Annotated in this window: 17 protein-coding genes; 12 read left to right on the forward strand and 5 right to left on the reverse strand. The window is 72.6% G+C overall.

The window, feature by feature from the left end:
• Positions 1-9 precede the first annotated feature (9 nt).
• Positions 10-996 (forward strand): DNA polymerase III subunit delta, encoded by a 987-nt coding sequence (gene holA / locus OHT52_RS21410; RefSeq protein ID WP_328721794.1) that lies wholly within the window; start codon positions 10-12, stop codon positions 994-996.
• Positions 997-1,370: 374 nt separating this feature from the next.
• On the opposite strand, the gene rpsT is transcribed toward holA, so the two are convergent.
• Entirely contained in the window at positions 1,371-1,637 is a 267-nt protein-coding gene (gene rpsT / locus OHT52_RS21415; protein WP_327175777.1) for a 30S ribosomal protein S20, read from the reverse strand.
• Between the two features lie 239 nt (positions 1,638-1,876).
• Between rpsT and lepA the strand changes: the two genes are divergently transcribed.
• From lepA to OHT52_RS21430, 3 genes are all read left to right on the forward strand, one after another.
• Positions 1,877-3,751 carry a translation elongation factor 4 gene (gene lepA / locus OHT52_RS21420; protein WP_328721795.1) on the forward strand — a complete coding sequence of 625 codons (1,875 nt, stop codon included), beginning with the start codon at positions 1,877-1,879 and terminating at the stop codon, positions 3,749-3,751.
• Between the two features lie 406 nt (positions 3,752-4,157).
• Positions 4,158-6,050 (forward strand): AMP-dependent synthetase/ligase, encoded by a 1,893-nt coding sequence (locus OHT52_RS21425; RefSeq protein WP_328721796.1) that lies wholly within the window; start codon positions 4,158-4,160, stop codon positions 6,048-6,050.
• A gap of 387 nt (positions 6,051-6,437) precedes the next feature.
• Positions 6,438-8,546 (forward strand): SpoIIE family protein phosphatase, encoded by a 2,109-nt coding sequence (locus OHT52_RS21430; RefSeq protein WP_328721797.1) that lies wholly within the window; start codon positions 6,438-6,440, stop codon positions 8,544-8,546.
• Positions 8,547-8,609: 63 nt separating this feature from the next.
• Here the strand turns inward: OHT52_RS21430 and OHT52_RS21435 are convergent, their stop codons facing one another.
• Positions 8,610-10,079 carry an MFS transporter gene (locus tag OHT52_RS21435; RefSeq protein ID WP_328721798.1) on the reverse strand — a complete coding sequence of 490 codons (1,470 nt, stop codon included), beginning with the start codon at positions 10,077-10,079 and terminating at the stop codon, positions 8,610-8,612.
• A 174-nt stretch (positions 10,080-10,253) separates the two neighbouring features.
• Here OHT52_RS21435 and OHT52_RS21440 point away from each other — a divergent pair, with 174 nt between their 5' ends.
• Positions 10,254-10,901, forward strand: coding sequence for a TetR/AcrR family transcriptional regulator (locus OHT52_RS21440; RefSeq protein ID WP_328723834.1), 648 nt, complete (start codon positions 10,254-10,256; stop codon positions 10,899-10,901).
• 83 nt (positions 10,902-10,984) lie between these two features.
• Entirely contained in the window at positions 10,985-12,217 is a 1,233-nt protein-coding gene (gene hemW, locus OHT52_RS21445; protein ID WP_328721799.1) for a radical SAM family heme chaperone HemW, read from the forward strand.
• 60 nt (positions 12,218-12,277) lie between these two features.
• Here the strand turns inward: hemW and OHT52_RS21450 are convergent, their stop codons facing one another.
• The 3 genes from OHT52_RS21450 to OHT52_RS21460 all read right to left on the reverse strand — a co-directional run bounded on the left by OHT52_RS21450 (position 12,278) and on the right by OHT52_RS21460 (position 16,948).
• Positions 12,278-15,163, reverse strand: coding sequence for a hypothetical protein (locus OHT52_RS21450; RefSeq protein ID WP_328721800.1), 2,886 nt, complete (start codon positions 15,161-15,163; stop codon positions 12,278-12,280).
• Between the two features lie 135 nt (positions 15,164-15,298).
• Entirely contained in the window at positions 15,299-16,117 is an 819-nt protein-coding gene (locus OHT52_RS21455; RefSeq protein ID WP_328721801.1) for a DUF3097 domain-containing protein, read from the reverse strand.
• A 99-nt stretch (positions 16,118-16,216) separates the two neighbouring features.
• On the reverse strand, positions 16,217-16,948 hold the full coding sequence (locus OHT52_RS21460) for an MBL fold metallo-hydrolase (RefSeq protein WP_328721802.1): 732 nt from the start codon (positions 16,946-16,948) through the stop codon (positions 16,217-16,219).
• A gap of 165 nt (positions 16,949-17,113) precedes the next feature.
• Between OHT52_RS21460 and hrcA the strand changes: the two genes are divergently transcribed.
• The 6 genes from hrcA to OHT52_RS21490 all read left to right on the forward strand — a co-directional run bounded on the left by hrcA (position 17,114) and on the right by OHT52_RS21490 (position 22,709).
• The gene (hrcA, locus tag OHT52_RS21465; protein ID WP_328723835.1) at positions 17,114-18,130 is read left to right on the forward strand and encodes a heat-inducible transcriptional repressor HrcA; all 1,017 of its coding nucleotides are present in this window, start codon (positions 17,114-17,116) and stop codon (positions 18,128-18,130) included.
• Positions 18,131-19,270, forward strand: coding sequence for a molecular chaperone DnaJ (gene dnaJ / locus OHT52_RS21470; RefSeq protein ID WP_328721803.1), 1,140 nt, complete (start codon positions 18,131-18,133; stop codon positions 19,268-19,270).
• 147 nt (positions 19,271-19,417) lie between these two features.
• Entirely contained in the window at positions 19,418-20,506 is a 1,089-nt protein-coding gene (locus tag OHT52_RS21475; protein WP_328721804.1) for a nitronate monooxygenase, read from the forward strand.
• Positions 20,503-21,246 (forward strand): 16S rRNA (uracil(1498)-N(3))-methyltransferase, encoded by a 744-nt coding sequence (locus OHT52_RS21480; RefSeq protein ID WP_328721805.1) that lies wholly within the window; start codon positions 20,503-20,505, stop codon positions 21,244-21,246. The genes OHT52_RS21475 and OHT52_RS21480 overlap by 4 nt, the downstream gene beginning before the upstream one ends.
• 179 nt (positions 21,247-21,425) lie before the next feature.
• Complete coding sequence (locus OHT52_RS21485; RefSeq protein ID WP_328721806.1) at positions 21,426-21,785, forward strand: histidine triad nucleotide-binding protein; 360 nt, start codon at positions 21,426-21,428, stop codon at positions 21,783-21,785.
• A 15-nt stretch (positions 21,786-21,800) separates the two neighbouring features.
• On the forward strand, positions 21,801-22,709 hold the full coding sequence (locus tag OHT52_RS21490; protein WP_328721807.1) for a ribonuclease Z: 909 nt from the start codon (positions 21,801-21,803) through the stop codon (positions 22,707-22,709).
• Positions 22,710-22,739: the final 30 nt, after the last annotated feature.

Genomic DNA, 22,739 nt, shown 5'->3' on the forward strand with positions numbered 1-22,739 from the left:
TGGACGGCGATGGCCACCAGAAGGAATCCCACCGACGACCCGCTCGCCCCTCTCACGCTCGCCGTGGGCCAGGAGGACCTCCTCCTCGACCGCGCCGTGCAGCAGGTGGTGGCGGCAGCCCGCGCCTCGGACGCCGACACCGACGTCCGCGATCTCGCCTCGGAGCAGTTGCAGCCCGGCACGCTCGCCGAGCTGACCAGCCCCTCCCTCTTCGCCGAGCGGAAGGTGGTGATCGTCCGCAACTCCCAGGACCTTTCCGCCGACACCGTCAAGGACGTCAAGGCGTACCTCGACTCCCCGGCGGAGGAGATCACCCTGGTGCTGCTCCACGCGGGAGGCGCCAAGGGCAAGGGCCTGCTGGACGCGGCGCGGAAGGCCGGAGCACGCGAGGTCGCCTGCCCGAAGACGACGAAGCCGGCCGAGCGGCTCACCTTCGTACGGTCGGAGTTCCGGGCGCTGGGCCGGTCCGCCACCCCGGAGGCGTGCCAGTCGCTCGTGGACTCCATCGGCAGCGATCTGCGGGAGCTGGCGAGCGCCGTCTCGCAGTTGGTCGCGGACGTGGAGGGCACCATCGACGAGGCCGTCGTCGGGCGGTACTACACGGGCCGCGCCGAGGCGTCCTCGTTCACCGTCGCGGACCGGGCGGTCGAAGGGCGGGCGGCCGAGGCGCTGGAGGCGCTGCGCTGGTCGCTGTCGACCGGGGTGGCCCCGGTCCTCATCACCAGCGCCCTCGCCCAAGGGGTCCGGGCCATCGGCAAGCTCTCCTCGGCCCGCGGCGGACGCCCCGCCGACCTCGCCCGCGAGCTGGGCATGCCCCCGTGGAAGATCGACCGGGTGCGCCAGCAGATGCGTGGCTGGACCCCGGACGGGGTCGCGGCGGCGACGCTGGCCGTGGCAGCCGCCGACGCGGGCGTCAAGGGCGGCGGGGACGACCCGGAGTACGCCCTGGAGAAGGCGGTCGTCGCCGTGGCACGAGCGGCCCGCGCGGGCCGCTGAGCACGGTCCGGGCCGCGCGGGCCGCCGAGCCCGGCCCCGAGACGCTCGTCACAAGACCCCGGCGCGCTCACGAGCCCCCGCCCGCGGGAGCCCGCACCGCCGGAGCCCCCGCCCGTACGGAGGCCGCCCCGCCCGGACGGAGAGCCCGCCCCGCCCGTACGGAGGCCGCCCCGCCCGGACGGAGAGCCCGCCCCGCCCCACCCACGGAAAGGCCCCGTACGTCGCCCTGGGGAGGGGACGTACGGGGCCTTTCCGTTCACGCATTGTGTGCCGCACCCGCGTGGCGAACGCAGGTTCGGTGTGCGGCACGGGGTGCCGGTCAGGAGCGGGAGAGAGGGCCCGCTGCGTCCGTTCCGGCGATCACATCAGGGTGCTCAGGCGCTGAGGGAGGCAACCTTGGAGGCCAGGGCCGACTTCTTGTTGGCCGCGGCGTTCTTGTGGATGACACCCTTGGAGACGGCCTTGTCGAGCGCGCGGGAAGCGTCGCGAGCGGCCGTGGTGGCCTTCTCGACGTCACCGGCGACGGCAGCCTCACGGGCCTTGCGGATCGCGGTCTTGAGCGACGACTTGACGGCCTTGTTACGCAGGCGCGCCTTCTCGTTGGTCTTGTTCCGCTTGATCTGGGACTTGATGTTCGCCACGAGAGAGCCTTTTCAGGTTCGTTGGATCTTCTGAGTGCGCCACGCCACTCCGGGGAGTCATCGGAGGAATCAGCCGAGGAGCCACGAGGCACAGCTGACCACGTTACCAGTCACCCTCCTACCGGCCCAAACCCGTCGCCGGCCCGCAGGCGTGGGACGATGGAAGCTACGTATAGATCCGACCGACCCGACATCGACCCGAGACACGGCGTTCGGCGTCTCAAGAATCAGGACCCTGCGTGCCCGCGACTCCTACCAACGTGCCCGCGCCGAGCCGTACCGACCCGGCGCTGATCCGCAACTTCTGCATCATCGCGCACATCGACCACGGCAAGTCGACCCTTGCCGACCGGATGCTCCAGCTGACGGGCGTGGTCGACCAGCGGCAGATGCGCGCTCAGTACCTCGACCGGATGGACATCGAGCGCGAGCGCGGTATCACCATCAAGTCCCAGGCGGTCCGTCTGCCGTGGGCGCCCACCACGGCGGAGGGCAAGGGCAGCACCCACATCCTCAACATGATCGACACCCCCGGTCACGTGGACTTCACGTACGAGGTGTCGCGTTCGCTCGCCGCCTGCGAGGGCACGGTCCTGCTGGTCGACGCGGCCCAGGGCATCGAGGCGCAGACCCTGGCCAACCTGTACCTGGCCATGGAGAACGACCTCACCATCGTCCCGGTGCTGAACAAGATCGACCTTCCGGCGGCGCAGCCCGAGAAGTTCTCCGAGGAGCTGGCGAACCTCATCGGCTGCCAGCCGGAGGACGTCCTCAAGGTCTCCGCGAAGACCGGTGTCGGTGTGGAGGCGCTGCTGGACCGGGTGGTCCGGGACGTTCCGGCCCCCGTGGGCGTCGCGGACGCCCCCGCTCGCGCGATGATCTTCGACTCGGTCTACGACTCCTACCGGGGCGTCGTCACCTACGTCCGTGTGATCGACGGCCAGCTCAACAAGCGCGAGCGCATCCGGATGATGTCGACCGGTGCCACGCACGAGCTGCTGGAGATCGGTGTCTCCTCCCCGGAGATGACTCCGGCGGACGGTCTCGGCGTGGGCGAGGTCGGCTACCTCATCACCGGCGTGAAGGACGTCCGGCAGTCCAAGGTCGGTGACACGATCACCTCCCTGCACAACGGGGCGACCGAGGCGCTGGGCGGCTACAAGGACCCCAAGCCGATGGTGTTCTCCGGGCTGTACCCGCTGGACGGGTCGGACTATCCGGACCTGCGCGAGGCCCTGGACAAGCTCCAGCTCAACGACGCGGCCCTGGTCTACGAGCCGGAGACCTCCGCCGCTCTCGGCTTCGGCTTCCGCGTGGGCTTCCTCGGTCTGCTCCACCTCGACGTGATCCGTGAGCGCCTGGAGCGCGAGTTCGGCCTTGACCTCATCGCCACCGCACCGAACGTGGTGTACCGCGTGACGATGGAGGACGGCACCGAGCACATCGTCACCAACCCGAGCGAGTTCCCCGAGGGCAAGATCGACTCGGTGCACGAGCCGGTCGTCCGGGCCACCGTCCTCGCGCCCAGCGAGTTCATCGGCGCGATCATGGAGCTCTGCCAGAACCGGCGCGGCACCCTGATCGGCATGGACTACCTCTCCGAGGACCGGGTGGAGATCCGCTACACCCTGCCGCTCGCGGAGATCGTCTTCGACTTCTTCGACCAGCTGAAGTCCAAGACCCGCGGGTACGCCTCGCTCGACTACGAGCCCACCGGCGAGGAGGCGGCGCAGCTCGTCAAGGTCGACATCCTGCTGCACGGCGACAAGGTCGACGCGTTCTCCGCCGTCACCCACAAGGACAAGGCGTACGCGTACGGCGTCCGGCTCGTCGCCAAGCTGCAGAAGCTCATCCCCCGGCAGAACTTCGAGGTGCCGATCCAGGCGGCCATCGGCTCCCGGGTCATCGCCCGTGAGACCGTCCGCGCCATCCGCAAGGACGTCCTCGCCAAGTGCTACGGCGGTGACATCTCCCGTAAGCGGAAGCTGCTGGAGAAGCAGAAGGAGGGCAAGAAGCGGATGAAGATGGTCGGCAACGTCGAGGTGCCGCAGGACGCGTTCATCTCCGTCCTGTCCACCGACGAGTCCGGTGCCGAGGCCAAGGGCAAGAAGTAGCCCCGCCCCGCGGCGAACCCGCCGCGGCATCTCCGTAGGCCGCCTTCCGGCGCTCGTGGACACGTCCACCGGGCGCAGGGGTGAGGCGTTCGAGGCGTCACACGTTCGGGCCCCTGTTCCTCCGCACAGCGCGGAGGGCGGGGGCCCGTTCGTTATCAACCGGCGGCCCGTGGCCTCTTACGCGAGGCCCGGGCGAGCTTTACCCTGATCACGGCTCGTCTAGTTACTCGCCAGTTAAACAAGCCGGTGGTGAGCCGGTCGTACAGGGCGGGAACAGCCGAGCGAGCGGGACGAGCAGGACGCGCGGTGGATCAGGATCACGCGCAGAGCGGGAACGAGAAGCAAGCAGAGACAGCAGGATCACCAAGCGGCCGGTCGTAGTGATGCCGCAGGCCCGGAGGACGTCGTGAGCGACACACCACAGACCCTGATCGACAACCGACCGCCCTCCGTGGCGAACCTCTTCATCGAGCGGGTGGCCGCCACCCCGGACGGCGAGGCGTACCGCTACCCGGTGCCCTCGTCCACGGGCGAGGGCCCGGACGAGTGGAAGTCGCTGAGCTGGAGCGAGTCCGCCGAACGGGTCTACGCCATCGCGGCGGGCCTGATCGCGCTCGGCGTGGGGGCCGAGGAGCGGGTCGCCCTCGCGTCCTCCACCCGGGTCGAGTGGATCCTCGCCGATCTGGGCGTGATGTGCGCCGGGGCCGCGACGACCACGGTCTACCCCTCGACCAACACCGAGGAGTCCGCCTTCATCCTGGCCGACTCCGAGAGCCGGGTGCTGATCGCGGAGGACGCGGCCCAGGTCGCGAAGGCCCGCGAGTCCCGTGCCGAGCTGCCCGACCTCACCCGTGTCGTCGTCATCGACCCGGCCGGAGCCGAGCCCGCCGAAGGCGACCCCGAGGGCTGGCTGCTGACACTCGCCGAGCTGGAAGCGCGGGGCGCCGCGTACCTGGCGGAGCACCCGCGGGCCGTCGAGGAGCGGGTGTCGGCGATCACCGCCGACCAGCTGGCCACCCTGATCTACACCTCCGGCACCACCGGGCGGCCCAAGGGAGTGCGGCTGCCGCACGACAACTGGTCGTACATGGCCAAGGCCATCCCGGCGACCGGGCTGGTGACCACCGAGGACGTCCAGTACCTCTGGCTGCCGCTCGCACACGTCTTCGGCAAGGTGCTGATCTCCGGCCAGATCGAGGTGGGGCACGTCACCGCCGTAGACGGCCGGGTCGACAAGATCATCGAGAACCTCCCGGTGGTCCGGCCCACCTACATGGCGGCCGTCCCGCGCATCTTCGAGAAGGTCTACAACGGCGTCGCGGCCAAGGCCCGGGCCGGTGGCGGGGCCAAGTACAAGATCTTCCAGTGGGCCGTGGGCGTCGCCCGCGAGTACGCCAAGGTCTCGCAGGACAACTTCCGCCGTACCGGCACGGCCTCCGTCCCCTTCGCCCTCGGCGCCAAGCACAAGGCCGCCGACGCCCTCGTCTTCTCGAAGATCCGCGAGGCGTTCGGCGGCCGGCTGCGCGCCTGCGTCTCCGGCTCCGCCGCCCTCGCCCCGGACATCGGTTTCTTCTTCGCCGGCGCGGGCGTGCACATTCTGGAGGGGTACGGGCTGACCGAGTCCAGCGCGGCCTCCTTCTGCAACCCGGGCGAGGCCTACCGCACCGGCACGGTCGGCAAGCCGTTCCCGGGCACCGAGGTCCGCATCGCCGACGACGGCGAGGTGCTGCTGCGCGGCCCCGGCATCATGCAGGGCTACCACCGGCTCCCGGACAAGTCGGCCGAGGTGCTGGAGTCCGACGGCTGGCTGCACACCGGCGACATCGGTGAGCTCTCCGTCGACGGCTACCTGAGCATCACCGACCGGAAGAAGGACCTGATCAAGACCTCGGGCGGCAAGTACGTCGCGCCGGCCGAGGTCGAGGGTCAGTTCAAGGCGGTCTGCCCGTTCGTCTCCAACATCCTGGTGCACGGCGCGGACCGGAACTTCTGCACCGCGCTCATCGCCCTGGACGAGCCCGCGATCCTCGGCTGGGCCGCCGAGAACGGCCTGGACGCAAAGGCGTACGCCGACGTGGTGGCCGACCCGCAGACCGTGGAGCTCATCGAGGGCTACGTCAAGGAGCTCAACGCGGGACTTCAGCGGTGGCAGACCATCAAGAAGTTCCGCCTCCTCCCGCGTGACCTGGACATCGAACACGGCGAGCTGACCCCCAGCCTCAAGCTGAAGCGGCCGGTCGTCGAACGCGAGTACAAGGCGCTGATCGAGGACATGTACGCGGGGTCGCGCGAGGCCTGAGGACGGGCGCGGGGCGGGCGGGGCGGTACGGCGACGGACGTGCCGGCTCCCCCGCCGTGTTCCGGGGCGGTACGGCGACGGTCGTGCCGCCCTCCGCCGTGTTCCGGCGCGGCGCGGGGCAGGTCCGGCGCGGGGCAGGTCCGGCCGCGGCGGCCACCGGGCAGCCGTACTCCCGTGCGGCGCGGGTCCCACCTCGGCTTCTCGCCCCGCCGCCTCCTCGCGCTCCCTGGTCCCTACGTCATGCGCCCGCCGTGCGCCCCGGCGTGCGACCCGCGCGGCGGTGGCGTGTATTCATCCTCCCAGTTCGGTAACTCCGTGCGCCTGCGCACGGCCGGTCTGTCACTCTGTCGTTGTCGGCGGCGTTTCGAGATCCGGAGGAGCCGCACCGTGGGGCCAATTCCACTGCAACGGGCCACCATTCACCGGCCGGGTGGCACCGACGCGGGCAGGGCGGGCGACCCCCCGCTCGTCAGCACGACCAGCCTGCCCGCGACACCCCAGTCCCCGTCCGGCGCCCGCAGGTTCGTCCGGGCCGTCCTCGCGGAGTGGGCCGGGCTCGGAGTGCCGGCCGCCGTGGGGTTCAGCGACCGGCTCGCCGATGACCTGGTGAACGTCACCAGCGAGCTGGTCACCAACGCCGTGGTGCACGCCGGGACCGTGGTCGACCTGCTGGTGCGCCTGGAACACGCGACCGATGAGGAACCCGCGGCCCTGGTCCTGGAGGTCACCGACCACCACCCGGCCCGCGCGACCGGCGAGGAGCCCGGAGACCGCGAGCCGGCCACCGGGGTCAAGGCGCTCCCCGGGGCGGGCACGCCCACCCCGCGCGCCGCCACCGCGGGCACCCCCGTCACGACGGCTCGTACGCGGGCCGCCGCCGGATCCACCACCGCGGCCCCCGCCGACCCGCAGCTGCGGGCCGGGGACCCGTACGGCCTGGCCGAATACGGCCGCGGACTCGACCTCGTCGCCGCGCTCTCCGTCGCCTGGGGCATCACCTACCGCACCGGGCACAAGACGGTCTGGGCCCGGCTCCCCGTGGACGACTGGGGCGCCTCCGCCCAAGCCCGCGCGGACACCCCCGTCGAGCACCGGATGGGCGCGGCCCCGGCCACGACGGCCGCCGGACATCCCGTCCACGTGCCCCCGCAGCCCTCCGCCGATCTCCTGGTCCCGGCTGCCCCGCCCGGGGCGCGCGACGACAGCGTCTGGGACCAGCAGGGCGCCCTCGCCTTCCTCGCGGAGGCGTCCGACCTGCTCACCGGGCAGCTGGACGAGGAACTCGTGGCGACGATAGCGGGCCGGATGCTCGTCCCCCGGCTCGTCGACTGGTGCGCGATCTGGCTGGACGAGGAGGGCACGGGGGCGCCGGGCGCCCCTCGCCTCACCCGTGTACGGCACGGCGACGAGTCCGGCGCGGGACCGCTGGGCGGGGCGCTGGAGAACGAACCCTTCCGGCTGCCGGGCAGCGTCGGCCCGGGACCCGTACCGCTGCCCTGGCCGCCGGGCGGCCGGGAGCCGGGCGCCCACGACGGGGCCGCCCTCGCCTGCCGCATCACGGCCGGGGGCCGCACGCTCGGCACCGTGCTCGTCGGCCGCGACCACGAGTCCGGCGCCGAGATGCCCGAGGCCGTGGTCCGGGTCGTGGAGGACTTCGTACGCCGCCTCGGCCAGGCGGTCGGGGCCGCCCGCGCCTACACCCGGCAGGCCACCATCAGCCGCATCCTCCAGCGCGGACTGCTGCCCAACAAGGTCGCCGACATCCCCGGCATGAGCAGCGCCCTCGTCTACGAGCCGAGCGACGACGGCGTGGTCGGAGGCGACTTCTACGACATCTTCCCGTGCCCGAAGGGCCGCTGGTGCTTCGTCCTCGGTGACGTCCAGGGCAGCGGCCCCGAGGCCGCCGTGGTGACCGGCCTGGCCCGGCCCTGGCTCCGGCTGCTGTCCCGCGAGGGTTTCGGCGTGGGCGAGGTCCTGGACCGGCTCAACCGGCTGCTGCTGGACGACGCCATGGAGGCCGCCGAGGCGGCCGCCCTGATGGTCGCGGCGGCGGGCGGGCAGCAGTTCACGGACGGCGGGCAGTCCCGCTTCCTCTCCCTGCTCTACGGCGAGGTGGTGCCGCTCCCCGGCGGCGGCGCCCGCTGCACGGTGGCGAGCGCCGGCCACCCGCTGCCGCTGCTGCTGCGGCCGGACGGCTCGGTGCGCCCGGTCGCCGAGCCGCAGGTGCTGCTCGGGGTGGTGGAGGACGTGGCGTACGAGAGCCAGACCTTCGACCTGGAACCGGGCGACAGCCTGCTCTGCGTCACCGACGGGGTCACCGAGCGGCGCTCCGGCTCCGCGCTCTTCGACGACGGCGACGGCCTGGCCCGCGCCCTCGCTCCCTGCGCGGGCCAGAGCGCGAGGGAGGTGGCGGAGTGCATCCGCCAGGCCGTGCACGGCTTCTCCGAGCTCCCGCCGGACGACGACGTGGCGCTGCTGGTACTGCGCGCGGACTGAGAGGTCCCGGCCGGGGAGGCGCCCCGGCCGGGCGACCCGCCGAGGTGCCGCCGGCGGGGCCGCTCACTCCTGACCGGCCGGCTCCTCGGTGAGCCGGGAGTCGGAGAGGGTGAGCGCGCCGACCGCCGCGACCAGGCCGACGACGACCGCCAGCACGGCGTAGGTGATCCGCTCGCCGTGGAAGAACGACGCCACCAGGCCGTCGCTCCAGGTGCCCGCGGGGAGCTGGGTGGTGACCAGCGCCGCGATCAGGGTGCCGACCACGGCGGTGCCGATGCTGGTGCCGACCTCCTGGGCGGTGTCGTTGAGCGCCGTGCCGATCGACGTGCGGTTGGCGGGCATCGCGTCGACGAGCGCGATGGCGCAGATCGTCATGACGGTGCGCAGTCCGACGGTCATCACGACCATGCAGGCCGCGATGGCGACGTAACCGTGGCTGACGCCCCAGGAGAGGCCGGCCAGCGAACCGGCCAGGCAGGCCGCGCCGACCAGGCAGGCGACGCGGTGGCCGAACCTGCTCGCGAGCCACTCGGAGAGCGGGGTCGCGACGATCATGGTCAGGATGAGCGGCAGGTTCGCGAGACCTGCCCGGACGGGGCTCCACCCGTACGCGTACTGGAAGTGGAGGATCAGCCCGAACATCACGGCGGCCATCGCGATGGCCGTGCCGATCTGAGCGATGGCCGCGCCGCGGACCACGCCGTTGCCGAAGAGCTTGAGGTCCAGCATGGGCGCCCGGCTGCGACGCTCGTGCGTCACGAAGGCGATGCCGGCGGCGACGGCGCCGAGGACCGAGGCGAGCGTGGCCGCGGAGAGCCAGCCGTGCTCGACGCCGCTGGTCAGCGCGTAGCAGGCGAGGCCGATGGTGGCGACGCTCAGCGCGGCGCCGGGCAGGTCGAGCTTGTCGCGGGTGAGGTCCTGCGGCCGGTCGGCCGGGACTCCGAGCCGGACTCCGACGGCCGCGATCAGCGCGATCGGGGCGTTGACGAGCAGCAGCCACTGCCACCGCGCGTGGGCCAGGGCGGTGCCGCCCAGCAGGGGGCCGAGGACGAAGCCGGACATGCCGACGACGATCATCAGCGTCATCGCGCGCATCCGCAGCGCCTTGTCGTCGAACAGCCGGAAGACCAGCGAGTTCGTGATCGGCGCCATGGCCGCCGCGGCGATGCCCAGACCGGCCCGCAGGGTGATGAGCTGCCCGGCGGTGGTGACCGCGGCGACGCCCAGGCTCAACAGGCCGAACACCGCGAGGCCGACCAGCAGCACGCGGCGGCGTCCGAGCCGGTCGGCCATCGATCCCGCCGTCAGCAGCAGCCCGCCGAAGGTCAGGGAGTACGCGCCGGTGACCCACTGGAGCGCGGTCGTGCCGCTGCCGAGGTCGCGACCGATCGTGGGCAGCGCGATGGACAAAAGGGTGTTGTCGACCATCTCGACGAAGAAGGCCAGGCAGAGCGCGGCCAGGGGTATCCAGGCCGCTCGCAGGGACGGATAGGTGCGCGACGCGTCGGGCGGCGCGGTGGCGGTCGTGGTCATGACGGGCCTCCCCTCAGAACGCCGCTCACATCGAACGACGTTCTATCGAACGTTGTTCCAAGATAGAACCACGTTCGATAAGAAGCAAGCTGTGATTGGATGTGGCTCATGACAGGCCCGCGAACACCACCCGCCGACCGCCCCGCACGCGGGCGCCGGCGCGCCTCGCACTCCATCGAGACCGTCCTGTCCGCGGCCGTGGATCTGCTCGACGAGGCGGGCGAGCCGGCCCTGACCCTGCGGGCCCTGGCCGCCCGGCTCGGGACCGGCGTCGGCAGCATCTACTGGTACGTCTCCGGCAAGCAGGACCTGCTCGACCGCGCCATCGACCACGTACTGACCGGGGTGCTGGCCGCCGTCGAGGCGCAGCCGCGCAGCGAGGACGCGATCGACGACCTGCGCGAGATGGCGCTCAAGCTGTTCGACGCGATCGTGGACCGGCCGTGGCTGGGCGCGCACTTCATGCGCACCGCCGTGGTCCGGGGCAACTCGCTGCGGCTCTACGAGATGCTGGGCGAGCAGACGCTCCGGCTCGACCTCACCCCGCGACAGCGGTTCCACGCCGTGTCGGCGATCGTGAGCGTGGTGGTCGGCAGCGCGGCCGACATCGGGCAGGAGCCGCCCGCCGAGGTCCTCGACGGTTCGGTGGACCGCGAGGAGTTCCTCGGCCGCTTCGCCGAGACGTGGCGGTCCCTCCCGGCCGAGGAGTTCCCGTTCGTGCGCGACATCGTCGAGGTGTTCGACGGGCACGACGACAAGGAGCAGTTCCTCGCCGCGCTGGAGCTGAGCCTGGCGGGCCTGCGCCTCCAGGCCGGGGCCTGACACCGGGCGCCCTTCCGACGCCCCGCCTTCGTGCGGAACGCGGGTGGCCCCGGCCACTCCGGCGGCGAGCGACAATGGACGGTATGCCTTCCGTACTGCCCGATGGTGAGCCCGTGCCCGACGACGGGGCGCTGCCCCGCCACGCCCTGGAAGGCGCCGCCGACCGCCCCCTCGGCTTCTACCTGCACGTCCCGTACTGCGCGACCCGCTGCGGGTACTGCGACTTCAACACCTACACCGCCACCGAGCTGCGCGGCTCCGGCGGCGCTCTGGCCTCCCGCGACAACTACGCCGCCCACCTGATCGAGGAGGTCAGGCAGGCTCGCAAGGTCCTCGGGGACGACCCGCGCCCGGTGCGCACGGTCTTCGTCGGCGGCGGTACCCCCACCCTGCTGGCAGCCGCCGACCTGGTACGGATGCTGGCGGCGATCCGCGACGAGTTCGGCCTCGCCCCGGACGCGGAGATCACCACCGAGGCCAACCCGGAGTCGGTCGGACCGGCCTACCTGGCCGAGCTGCGCGCGGGCGGCTTCAACCGGATCTCCTTCGGTATGCAGAGCGCCAAGCAGCACGTGCTGAAGATCCTGGACCGCACCCACACCCCGGGCCGCCCCGAGGCCTGTGTCGCCGAGGCCCGGGAAGCCGGGTTCGACCACGTCAACCTGGATCTGATCTACGGCACCCCCGGCGAGTCCGACGACGACTGGCGGGCCTCCCTGGACGCGGCGATCGGCGCGGGCCCCGACCACGTCTCGGCGTACGCGCTGATCGTGGAGGAGGGCACCCAGCTGGCCCGCCGCATCCGGCGCGGCGAGGTCCCGATGACCGACGACGACGTGCACGCCGACCGCTACCTGATCGCCGACGAGGCGATGGCCGCCGCGGGGTTCTCCTGGTACGAGGTGTCGAACTGGGCCCGTACCCCGGAGGGCCGATGCCTGCACAACGAGCTGTACTGGCGCGGCGCCGACTGGTGGGGCGCCGGGCCGGGCGCGCACAGCCACGTCGGCGGGGTGCGCTGGTGGAACGTGAAGCACCCGGGGGCGTACGCGCAGGCGCTGTCCGAAGGCCGCTCGCCCGGCGCGGGCCGGGAGATCCTCTCCGCGGAGGACCGCCGTGTCGAGCGCGTCCTGCTGGAGCTCCGGCTGCGCGAGGGCTGCCCGCTCTCCCTGCTGAAGCCGGACGGCCTCGCGGCCTCCCGCCGGGTCCTCGCCGAGGGCCTGCTGGAGCCGGGGCCGTACGAGCGAGGCCGCGCGGTCCTCACCCTGCGTGGGCGCCTGCTCGCCGACGCGGTCGTGCGGGACCTGGTCGACTGAGCGGTACCCGGCCGCAGGGCGGTCGCCCGGGGCCCACGGGTCGCCCCGGCCGGTCCGGGCTCACGGCACGCAGACCTTTTCGGTCAGCTTCGGCGCCGGGCCCGCGGGCTTGCCGCAGACGATCGAGCTGACCGCCTTCGCCCCGGGGCCGGTGACCTTCACGATGTTGATGCCGTGCAGGTTGTCGGTGACCGTGGCGGGCGAGCCCGCCAGCCTGACCGTCCCGGTGGGCATGTCGTTGAGGTCGACCGTGTGCAGCAGCGCCCAGGTCTCGGCGGCGCTCCTCGGCACGTCGCCCCGGGCGGCGGCATCGTAGAGCGCGGCCGTCGCGGTGTAGGACATGACGATCTGGCCGCTGGAGAAGAGTTCGTCCCTGTACCCCTCCTGCCCGGCCTCTGGGGCGGCCTGCTCCGTACCCTCCGGGAACAGCGCGCCCAGGGCGGCGCTGGAGCGCGGATAGAAGCCGTCGCCGCGCCCGGGGGCCATCGGGGCGAGCGAGCTGTAGTAGAGGGTGACGTGGCGCGCGAGGTAGTCGCTGCTGTTGAAGCTCGCCTTGGTCAGGTCGTCGCCGGTGAAGACGGTGATGTCCTTGTCCGAGCAGCCGGTGATCCGCGAGAGCCCGTCCATCAGCGGGTTGACGTCCTCGACCCGGCCCGCGAAGTACAGCGCGTCCGGCACCGGCTGCGTCGCGCAGATGTCCCGGAGCGGGTCGCCCAGGGCGGCGGCGCCGTTGGCGGCGAGCGGGTAGGACGCGTTCTCTCCGACGAGGTAACCCGACTCCTGGAGCATCTTCCGCCCCGCGTCGCGCTGTTCGATCGTGTACTGGTCCTTGTCGCCGTTCCCCCTCGCCCGGGAGAGCACCAGCGCGCGGCCGACGTGGTCGGTGGGCAGCAGTGCGCGGGCGATGAGCCCGAGCACGTGCGTCTGCTCCTCGTCGGTCGCCGCGAGTCCGAAGTAGTTCGTGTAGAGGCGGGGCAGGTCGCTGCTGGAGTTGGTGGAGTCGACCACGGCGAGGCCCGCCCTGCGCAGCGCCTCGGTGGCGGCCCCGCTCTCGGTGGTGTTCCGGCCCATGCCCACCACCCCCACGACGTGCGGGTCGCGGCGGGCCACCTCGATGATCTTCCGCACGGCGGTGGTCTGCCGCAGCATGTCCTCGCCGCCGTTGGCCGTGAGGACCTTGAGCTTGACGGGGTGCTTGGCGGTGGGGCTGTTGACCAGCTGCTGCTGGAGGTAGACCCCGGTGAGCTCCTCCAGCCCCTTGCGGGTGTCCGCCTCCTTCTCGGCGGTGAGCGGTCCGGCGTAGACCACCGTGACGTACGAGTCGCCGGGGCCGATCGAGGCGTTCTCGTCCCGGATCGCCTGCTCGACGCGTGCGAAGGTCACACCCCGGCCGGAGCCCTTCAGCTGGAGCCCGTTGCCCTCGGCGAACCGCACCTCGTCCGTCGTGGCCACCCCCACGCACTCCCGGGGGCCGTTGCCGGCTCCGCTCCACACGGAGTCCGTGTTCCGGTCGGTCAGCGGCCCGTGGCAGTACGTGTCCTGCCAGTGCCGGCTCCAGAGGAAGGTGCCGAGCAGACTGGTGACGAGGACCAGCACGACCGTGGTCCGGGACATCACGAACCACGCCCACGTCCGGCGCACCCGCTGCGTGTGCAACTGGGCGTCCGCGTGGTCGTGCAGCAACTGGGCGGTGGAGAGCGGCAGCCGCAGCACCCACGACAGCGTCGAGGCACCGGCGGGGTTCTGGCCGACGCTCAGGTCGTCCACCCACCGCCGGTAGCGGGCCTGCGCCCCCGCCCACGGCACCCGGCCGCCCGCCGGTGACTGCTCGGGCGGCTGCGAGGGGGTGTGGGTCAGCTCCTCGGCGGCCGGCAGGGAGGCCAGGAACAGCAGCGGGTCGACCTCGCTGCGGCGGGAGCGCACGTTGTTGATCGCGTTGATCAGCAGTACGCCGCCGTTCTCGCCGGTGGCCGTCGGCAGCAGCACCACCGGGGGGACCGTGCGCTTGCTCCGCCGCCAGTCCAGTGCGCGTGGCCGGTAGTTGTGCCGCAGGTCCTCCAGCAGCGCCTGGACCCGCAGCTCCAGGTGGAACTGGCGGGCGGCCGGGTCGCCCTCCTCGGCCTCGGCCACCCGGAGCGCGACGGCGGCTGCCCGGGCCCGGATCACCCGCCACGAGCCGCTCGGCGACAGCCAGGACCAGCCGTCCGAGGGATACCCGGTGCTGGAGGCGGCGAGCGAGGAGGTGGTGGCGAACCAGCGGCTGGCCCGTCGCAGCCAGAGCAGCGGGGGAGCCGAGGCCGTCAGCAGCCGTACCACCGCCAGACCCAGCGCCGCGGCGGCCGCCAGCAGCAGGGTGGCGGTCCAGCCGATCTCGCCGAGCAGTACACCGAGCACCGCGATGAACACGGCACCCAGGAAAGTCTCGGGACGGACGGACTGGCGCAGCGAGCGGGACCAGTCGCCGTGCCCGGACCGGGCGGGCCGCCAGCGCAGCGAGCCCAGCTCTTCCAGGATGCGTTCGCCCCGGACGGTGGCGGTGCTCCCGCCCGGCTGCGCGAGCACCTGGGCGGTGGCCTCCTCGATGGCGCCGAGCAGCCGTGACCGGGGGAAGGCGAAGGGCTTGTACTGGCTGCCCTCCCTGGTCTCCCAGGGGTGCTCGGCGAGCCCACGCACCATGTCCAGCGCCGACTCGTACGGGGACGTGCCCCGGGGCTCCAGCAGTCGCACGGGGACCCGGCGCGGCTCGTTGGCGCGGTACACCAGGTGCGCGATCTCGCGGACCCGGTCGTCGATGTCGGGCGCGGCGCCGATGTCGTCGGCCTGGGCCACCACGATCGGCATCACCGGCCGGTTGATCCGGTACCGGTCGACGAGCGTCTGCACGAGGTGGAACACGGCGGACGCCGCCTCGTTCCCGCCGCTTTCCTGCCAGTCCCCTCGCGCCATCCCCGTACCCCCGTCGCAGACGAATCCCGCACCCCCAATTAACCGGTCAGGAGTACGAACCGCAGCGATTTCTCCGGATCGGAACCCGATCCGTGGGAACAGTCGCCGGGCAGCGGCGCGGCCAGGTGCGGCGGGTCACCCCGGAAGTGTGACGAAGTCGATCAATTCCTCCACCCTGCCCAGCAGTTGAGGCTCGATGTCCTTGTACGAGCGGACCCCGGACAGGATGTGCTGCCAGGCCGCCCCGGTGTTCTCGGGCCACCCCAGCGCCCGGCACACCCCGGTCTTCCAGTCCTGCCCGCGCGGTACGGACGGCCAGGAGGCGATACCCACCGAGGCGGGCTTCACGGCCTCCCAGACGTCGATGAAGGGATGCCCCACCACCAGCAGGTGCGGATCGGACACCTCGGCGGCGATGCGGGACTCCTTGGAGCCCGGTACGAGATGGTCCACCAGCACCCCGAGCCGCGCGTCCGGCCCCGGCCCGAACTCCCGCACGACCGAAGGGAGGTCGTCGATGCCCTCCAGGTACTCCACGACCACCCCCTCGATCCGGAGGTCGTCGCCCCACACCCGCTCGACCAGCTCCGCGTCGTGCCGGCCCTCCACGTAGATCCGCCCGGCCCGCGCCACCCGCGCCCGCGCACCCGGCACCGCCACCGACCCGGAGGCCGTACGCGACGGCGCCACCGGGCCGCCGGACGACGGGCGCACCAGCGTCACCACCCGCCCCTCCAGCAGGAAGCCGCGCGGCTCCATCGGGAACACCCGGTGCTTGCCGAACCGGTCCTCCAGGGTCACCACCGGACCCTGGGCGGACTTCTCGCAGCGGATCACCGCACCGCAGAAGCCGGTGGACACCTCCTCCACGACCAGATCCGGATCGGCGGGCACCTCGGGCACGGGGGCGGACCTCTTCCACGGCGGGGTCAGGTCCGGCTGGTAACTGCGCATGACACGACGATAATTCGGCCCCCGCCCGGCGGGACAGGAACACCCCGGCCCCGGCGGGCCGCCCGACGGGCGGGGGCTCGTCCCTGCGGGCCGCTCCCGTCACCCCACTCCGAAGCGCCCCGCCAGCAGTTCCCGCTGCGCCCGCACGAACGCCGCGTCCACCGCCGCCCCGTGCCCGGGTACGTACACCGCGTCCTGTCCGCCCAGCGCCAGCAGCCGGTCCAGGGCGGCGGGCCAGAGGGCCGGCACCGAGTCCGGGCCCGTCTGCGGCTCACCCGACTCCTCGATCAGGTCCCCGCAGAGCACCACCGCGGGCGCCCCCGCCGAACCGGGGACCAGGACCGCCAGATCGTGTCCCGTGTGACCGGGCCCCACGTTGGCCAGCACCACCTCGCGGCCCCCGCCCAGGTCGAGCGTCCAGCGGTGGCACACCTCACGCCCGGGGAACACCAGCGCGTCCACCGCCTGGGCCGCGTCGTGCTCGGGCAGGCCGTTGCGCACCGCGTCCGCGTGCATCTCGTCCACCGACCCCCGCATCCGCGCGGCCACCCCGTACGCCCCGAACACCTCGGCGCCCGCGAAGGCGGCCGTACCGAAGACGTGGTCGAAGTGCGGATGGCTGAGTGCGACATGGGTCACCCGCCGGCCCAGAAGCCGCTGCGCCTCGACCCGCAGTCCGACGCCCTCGCGCAGGCTCGCACCGGTGTCCAGCATCAGCGCGCGGTCCGTCCCGGCCACCAGGGCGGCGGTCGCGTCCCAGCCGGGGAGCCTTTGGCGGCCCACGCCGTGGCCCAACCGCTCCCAGCCCAGCTCTTCCCAAGAGAGGTCCATGAGGAGACGCTATCCGCATCGACCTGCGCGGTCTCGCGGGCCGCGGCCGGTCGCCCTTGCCCGGGGCCCTGTCCACCCCCGTACACTGACCGGGGGGAAGCTGGCACTCAGACGCACAGAGTGCCAGGAAGTAGCCACCACGACCGACAGCTGGAGGTGTGCGCGATGCTCAGCGAACGCAGACTTGAAGTGCTGCGCGCCATCGTCCAGGACTACGTCGGCACCGAGGAGCCGGTCGGCTCCAAGGCGCTCACCGAGAGGCACCGGCTCGGGGTCTCCCCGGCCACCGTCCGCAACGACATGGCGGTGCTGGAGGACGAGGGCTTCATCGCCCAGCCGCACACCAGCGCCGGGCGCATCCCCACGGACAAGGGCTATCGCCTCTTCGTGGACCGGCTCGCGGGCGTCAAGCCCCTGTCGTCGCCGGAGCGCCGGGCGATCCACAACTTCCTGGACTGCGCCGTCGACCTCGACGACGTGGTCGCCCGCACGGTACGGCTGCTCGCGCAGCTGACCCGGCAGGTCGCCATCGTGCAGTACCCCTCGCTGACCCGTTCCACGGTGCGGCACGTGGAGCTGCTGGCCCTGTCACCGGCCAGGCTGATGCTGGTCCTGATCACCGACACCGGCCGGGTCGAACAGCGTATGATCGACTGCCCCGCGCCGTTCGGCGAGACCTCTCTCGCCGATCTGCGGGCCCGGCTCAACAGCCGAGTCGTGGGACGCCGCTTCAGCGATGTCCCGCAGCTCGTGCAGGACCTGCCGGAATCCTTCGAGAACGAGGACCGCGGCACGGTCGCCACGGTCCTGACCACTCTCCTCGAAACCCTGGTCGAGGAGACGGAGGAGCGGCTGATGATCGGCGGCACCTCCAACCTCACCCGCTTCGGGCACGACTTCCCCCTGGTGATCCGGCCCGTGCTGGAAGCGCTGGAGGAACAGGTCGTCCTGCTGAAGCTGCTCGGTGAGGCCACGGACTCGGGCATGACCGTACGGATCGGGCACGAGAACGCCCACGAGGGCCTCACCTCCACGTCCGTCGTCACGGTCGGCTACGGTTCGGGCGACGAGGCAGTCGCCAAACTCGGCGTGGTCGGACCGACCCGCATGGACTACCCCGGAACGATGGGAGCGGTACGCGCAGTGGCACGTTACGTCGGACAGATCCTGGCGGAGTCGTAAGTGGCCACCGACTACTACGCCGTGCTCGGCGTACGGCGCGACGCGTCGCAGGACGAGATCAAGAAGGCATTCCGTCGGCTCGCCCGCGAGCTGCACCCGGATGTCAACCCGGACCCGAAGACCCAGGAGCGGTTCAAGGAGATCAACGCCGCTTACGAGGTGCTCTCGGACGCCCAGAAGAAGCAGGTCTACGACCTCGGCGGGGACCCGCTGTCGGCCTCGGGCGGCGGCGGTGGCGCGGGCGGCTTCGGCGCCGGCGGCTTCGGCAACTTCTCCGACATCATGGACGCCTTCTTCGGCACGGCGTCGCAGCGCGGACCCCGTTCGCGCACGCGGCGCGGCCAGGACGCCATGATCCGGCTGGAGATCGACCTCGCCGAGGCGGCCTTCGGGACCACCAAGGACATCCAGGTCGACACCGCCGTCGTCTGCACCACGTGCAGCGGCGAAGGCGCGGCCCCCGGCACCTCGGCCCAGACCTGCGACATGTGTCGCGGGCGCGGCGAGGTGTCCCAGGTCACCCGTTCCTTCCTCGGCCAGGTCATGACCTCGCGGCCCTGCCCGCAGTGCCAGGGATTCGGCACCGTCGTGCCGACCCCCTGCCCGGAGTGCGCCGGTGACGGCCGCATCCGCTCGCGGCGCACCCTCACGGTCAAGATCCCCGCGGGGGTCGACAACGGGACCCGGATCCAGCTGGCCGGCGAGGGCGAGGTCGGCCCCGGCGGCGGCCCGGCCGGAGACCTCTACGTCGAGATCCACGAGGTGCCGCACGCGACGTTCCAGCGGCGCGGCGACGACCTGCACTGCACGGTCACCATCCCCATGACGGCGGGCGCGCTCGGCACGAAGGTGCCGCTGGAGACGCTCGACGGCGTGGAGGAGATCGACATCAGGCCCGGCACCCAGTCCGGCCAGTCGGTCCCGCTGCACGGCCGCGGCATCACGCACCTGCGGGGCGGCGGCCGGGGCGACCTGATCGTGCACGTCGAGGTGCTGACCCCCAGCAAGCTCGACCCGGAGCAGGAACGCCTGCTGCGCGAGCTGGCCAAGCTGCGCGGCGAGGAGCGGCCCACCGGGCAGTTCCAGCCCGGCCAGCAGGGACTCTTCTCCCGCCTGAAGGACGCCTTCAACGGCCGCTGAGGCCCGCACGCGTCACGTACCACCGCACCGCCCGCCGGGACTCGTCCCGGCGGGCGGTCGCGCGTACGCGGCCACCTCCGCGGTACGCCGGAGGAGCCCCGCGCGCGAGGATTCGGCACGGCGGACCGGACATGACACGATGCGGGGATGTCCTCCCTGACCGATCTCTGCCGGTATCCGATCGTGCAGGCGCCGATGGCGGGCGGTCCCTCCTCCCCGCAGCTCGTCGCCGCCGTCGCCGAGGCGGGCGGGCTCGGCTTCCTCGCCGCCGGGTACAAGACGGCCGACGCGATGCTCCGGGAGACCGAGAAGGTCCGGGCGGCCACCGGCGGAGCCTTCGGGGTGAACCTCTTCATGCCGCAGCCCGCCCTCACCGGCCCCGCCACGGAGGCCGTGGCGGCCTACCGCCACCACCTCGCCGCCGAGGCCGCCACGTACGACACCCCGCTCGGCGACCGCGGTGCCGACCGCGGTGACGACACCGACGGTTACGACGCCAAGGTGGCCGCCCTCCTGACCGAGCCGGTCCCGGTGGTCTCCTTCACCTTCGGCTGCCCCACCCGGGACACCCTGGACGCCTTCGCCCGCGCCGGTACGTACACGATCGTCACGGTCACCACCGCCGAGGAGGCGCGCGACGCCCAGTGGGCCGGGGCCGACGCCGTCTGCGCCCAGGGCATCGAGGCGGGCGGCCACCAGTCCACCCACCAGGACGACCCGGACGCCGACCACACCGGCATCGGGCTGCTCTCCCTGATCACCCAGGTCCGCGAGACCGTGACCGTACCGGTCGTCGCGGCGGGCGGGATGATGCGCGGCGCCCAGATCGCCGCAGCCCTCACGGCCGGCGCGGACGCCGCACAGCTGGGCACCGCCTTCCTCGCCTGCCCCGAGTCCGGCGCGCACCCGCTGCACAAACAGGCCCTGACCAGCCCGATGTTCGCCCGCACCGCGCTGACCCGCGCCTTCTCCGGTCGGCCCGCGCGGGGGCTGGTCAACCGCTTCGTCCGCGAACACGGCCCGCACGCTCCCGCCGCCTACCCCGAGGTGCACCACGTCACCTCGGGACTGCGCAAGGCGGCGGCCCGGGCCGGTGACGCCCAGGGCATGGCGCTCTGGGCGGGGCAGGGCCACCGGATGGCACGCGAGCTGCCCGCCGGGGAACTCGTCGAACTGCTCGCGGCGGAAATGTCGGAGACGGCCCAGCGCGCCGTCGGCACGAGGAGTGAACAGTGACCGCACCGGTCTTCGTCGTCGAGGAGATGCCCAGCGGGCCCGGATTCGTACTGGAGGGCCCCGAGGGGCGGCACGCCGTCTCCGTGAAACGGCTCCAGCCCGGCGAGGACGTCGTGCTGACGGACGGGCTCGGCCACTGGGCCGAGGGCGTCGTACGGGCCGCCGAGGGCAAGGACCGGCTGGTCGTCACCGTGGAGGCCGTCCGGGAGGAGGAGCTCCCCGCCCCCCGGATCACCGTCGTCCAGGCCCTGCCCAAGGGAGACCGGGGCGAGGTCGCCGTCGAGACGATGACCGAGACCGGCGTCGACGCGATCGTGCCCTGGCAGGCCGGCCGCTGCATCACCCAGTGGAAGGGCGAGCGGGGGCTCAAGGCGCTCGCCAAGTGGCGCTCCACCGCCCGCGAGGCGGGCAAGCAGTCCCGCAGGGTCCGATTCCCCGAGATCGCCGACGCGATGACCACCAAGCAGGTGGCCGCCCTCCTCGCCACCGCCGACTTCGCGGGCGTGCTGCACGAGGACCGCGACTGCGACAGCGAACCGCTGGCCACCGCCGACCTCCCCGCCACCGGCGAGATCGTGCTCGTCGTCGGCCCGGAGGGCGGGGTCTCGCCCCAGGAACTGGAGGCCTTCGCCGCCGCCGGGGCCGGTACGTACCGGCTGGGCCGCAGCGTCCTGCGCACCTCCACCGCCGGGACGGCCGCGACCGCGCTCCTGCTGGGACGCACCGGCCGCTGGGGCTGAGCACCGCCCCCGGGGGGCGTACGGGGCCCGTACGCCCCCCGGGCCCCGGCCGTACCGACCGTGCCGCCCCACGGCGGGTGGCGCCCGCCCCGATACGATGCGCTGAACGGATCATCGGCGTCACCACGACGGGCGCTGAACGGATCATCAGCGTCACCAGCCACCGAGGAGGCCGGCCCATGGCGGGAGAGCCGCAGCCCGACTGCCTGTTCTGCAAGATCGTCTCCGGGGACGTCCCGGCGACCATCGTGCGCGAGAGCGCCACCACCGTCGCCTTCCGCGACATCAACCCGCAGGCCCCGACCCACGTCCTGGTCATCCCCAAAGCCCACTACCCGGACGCCGCGTCGCTCGCCGCCGCCGAACCGCAGATCGCCGCCGACGTGCTGCGCGAGGCCGGGCTCGTCGCCACCGAGGACATGGTCGACGGCCACGGCTACCGCGTCGTCTTCAACACCGGCGCCGGCGCAGGCCAGACCGTCTTCCACGCGCACGCGCACGTCCTGGGCGGCCGCGGCCTCCAGTGGCCCCCCGGCTGACCGGAGCGCCGCCCCGTGTCCGCACGTGAGCTGGTGGTGCTCGGCACCGCCAGCCAGGTCCCCACCCGCCACCGCAACCACAACGGCTACCTGCTGCGCTGGGACGGGCAGGGCATCCTCTTCGACCCGGGCGAGGGCACCCAGCGCCAGATGCTGCGGGCCGGTGTCGCCGCGCACGACATCGACCGGATCTGCGTCACCCACTTCCACGGCGACCACTCGCTCGGGCTCGCGGGGGTGATCCAGCGGATCAACCTCGACCGGGTCCCGCACCCCGTCACCGCCCACTACCCGGCGAGCGGGCAGCACTTCTTCGAGCGGCTCCGGTACGCCACCGCCTACCGCGAGACCGTCGAGCTGGCCGAGCACCCCGTCGCCGCCGACGGGGTGCTCGCCACCACCGACGCGTACACCCTGGACTCCTTCCGGCTCTCGCATCCGGTCGAGTCCTACGGCTACCGCCTGACCGAACCCGACGGCCGCCGCATGATCCCGGCCCTCCTCGCCGCCCACGGCATCACGGGTCCCGACGTCGGCCGCGTCCAGCGCGAGGGCTCCTTGCGGGGCGTCCCCCTCGACGCAGTGTCCGAGCACCGGGCCGGACAGCGGTTCGCGTTCGTCATGGACACCAGGCTGTGCGACGGTGTGTACAGGCTCGCCGAGGGATGCGACCTGCTGGTCATCGAATCGACCTTCCTCGACGAAGACCTCGCACTGGCCACCGACCACGGCCACCTGACCGCCGGCCAGGCGGGCCGGGTGGCCGCCGAAGCGGGCGTACGCCATCTCGTACTCACCCACTTCTCCCAGCGGTACGACGATCCCGAACTCTTCGGGACCCAGGCCCGCGCCGCCGGGTTCGAGGGCGAACTGACCGTCGCCCGTGACCTGACCCGCGTACCGGTGCCCACCCGGCACCACTGATGTACCAGGTGCCCACCCGGCACCACCGAT

Origin of the sequence: Streptomyces sp. NBC_00247, assembly GCF_036188265.1 — a bacterium.
Taxonomy (GTDB): domain Bacteria; phylum Actinomycetota; class Actinomycetes; order Streptomycetales; family Streptomycetaceae; genus Streptomyces.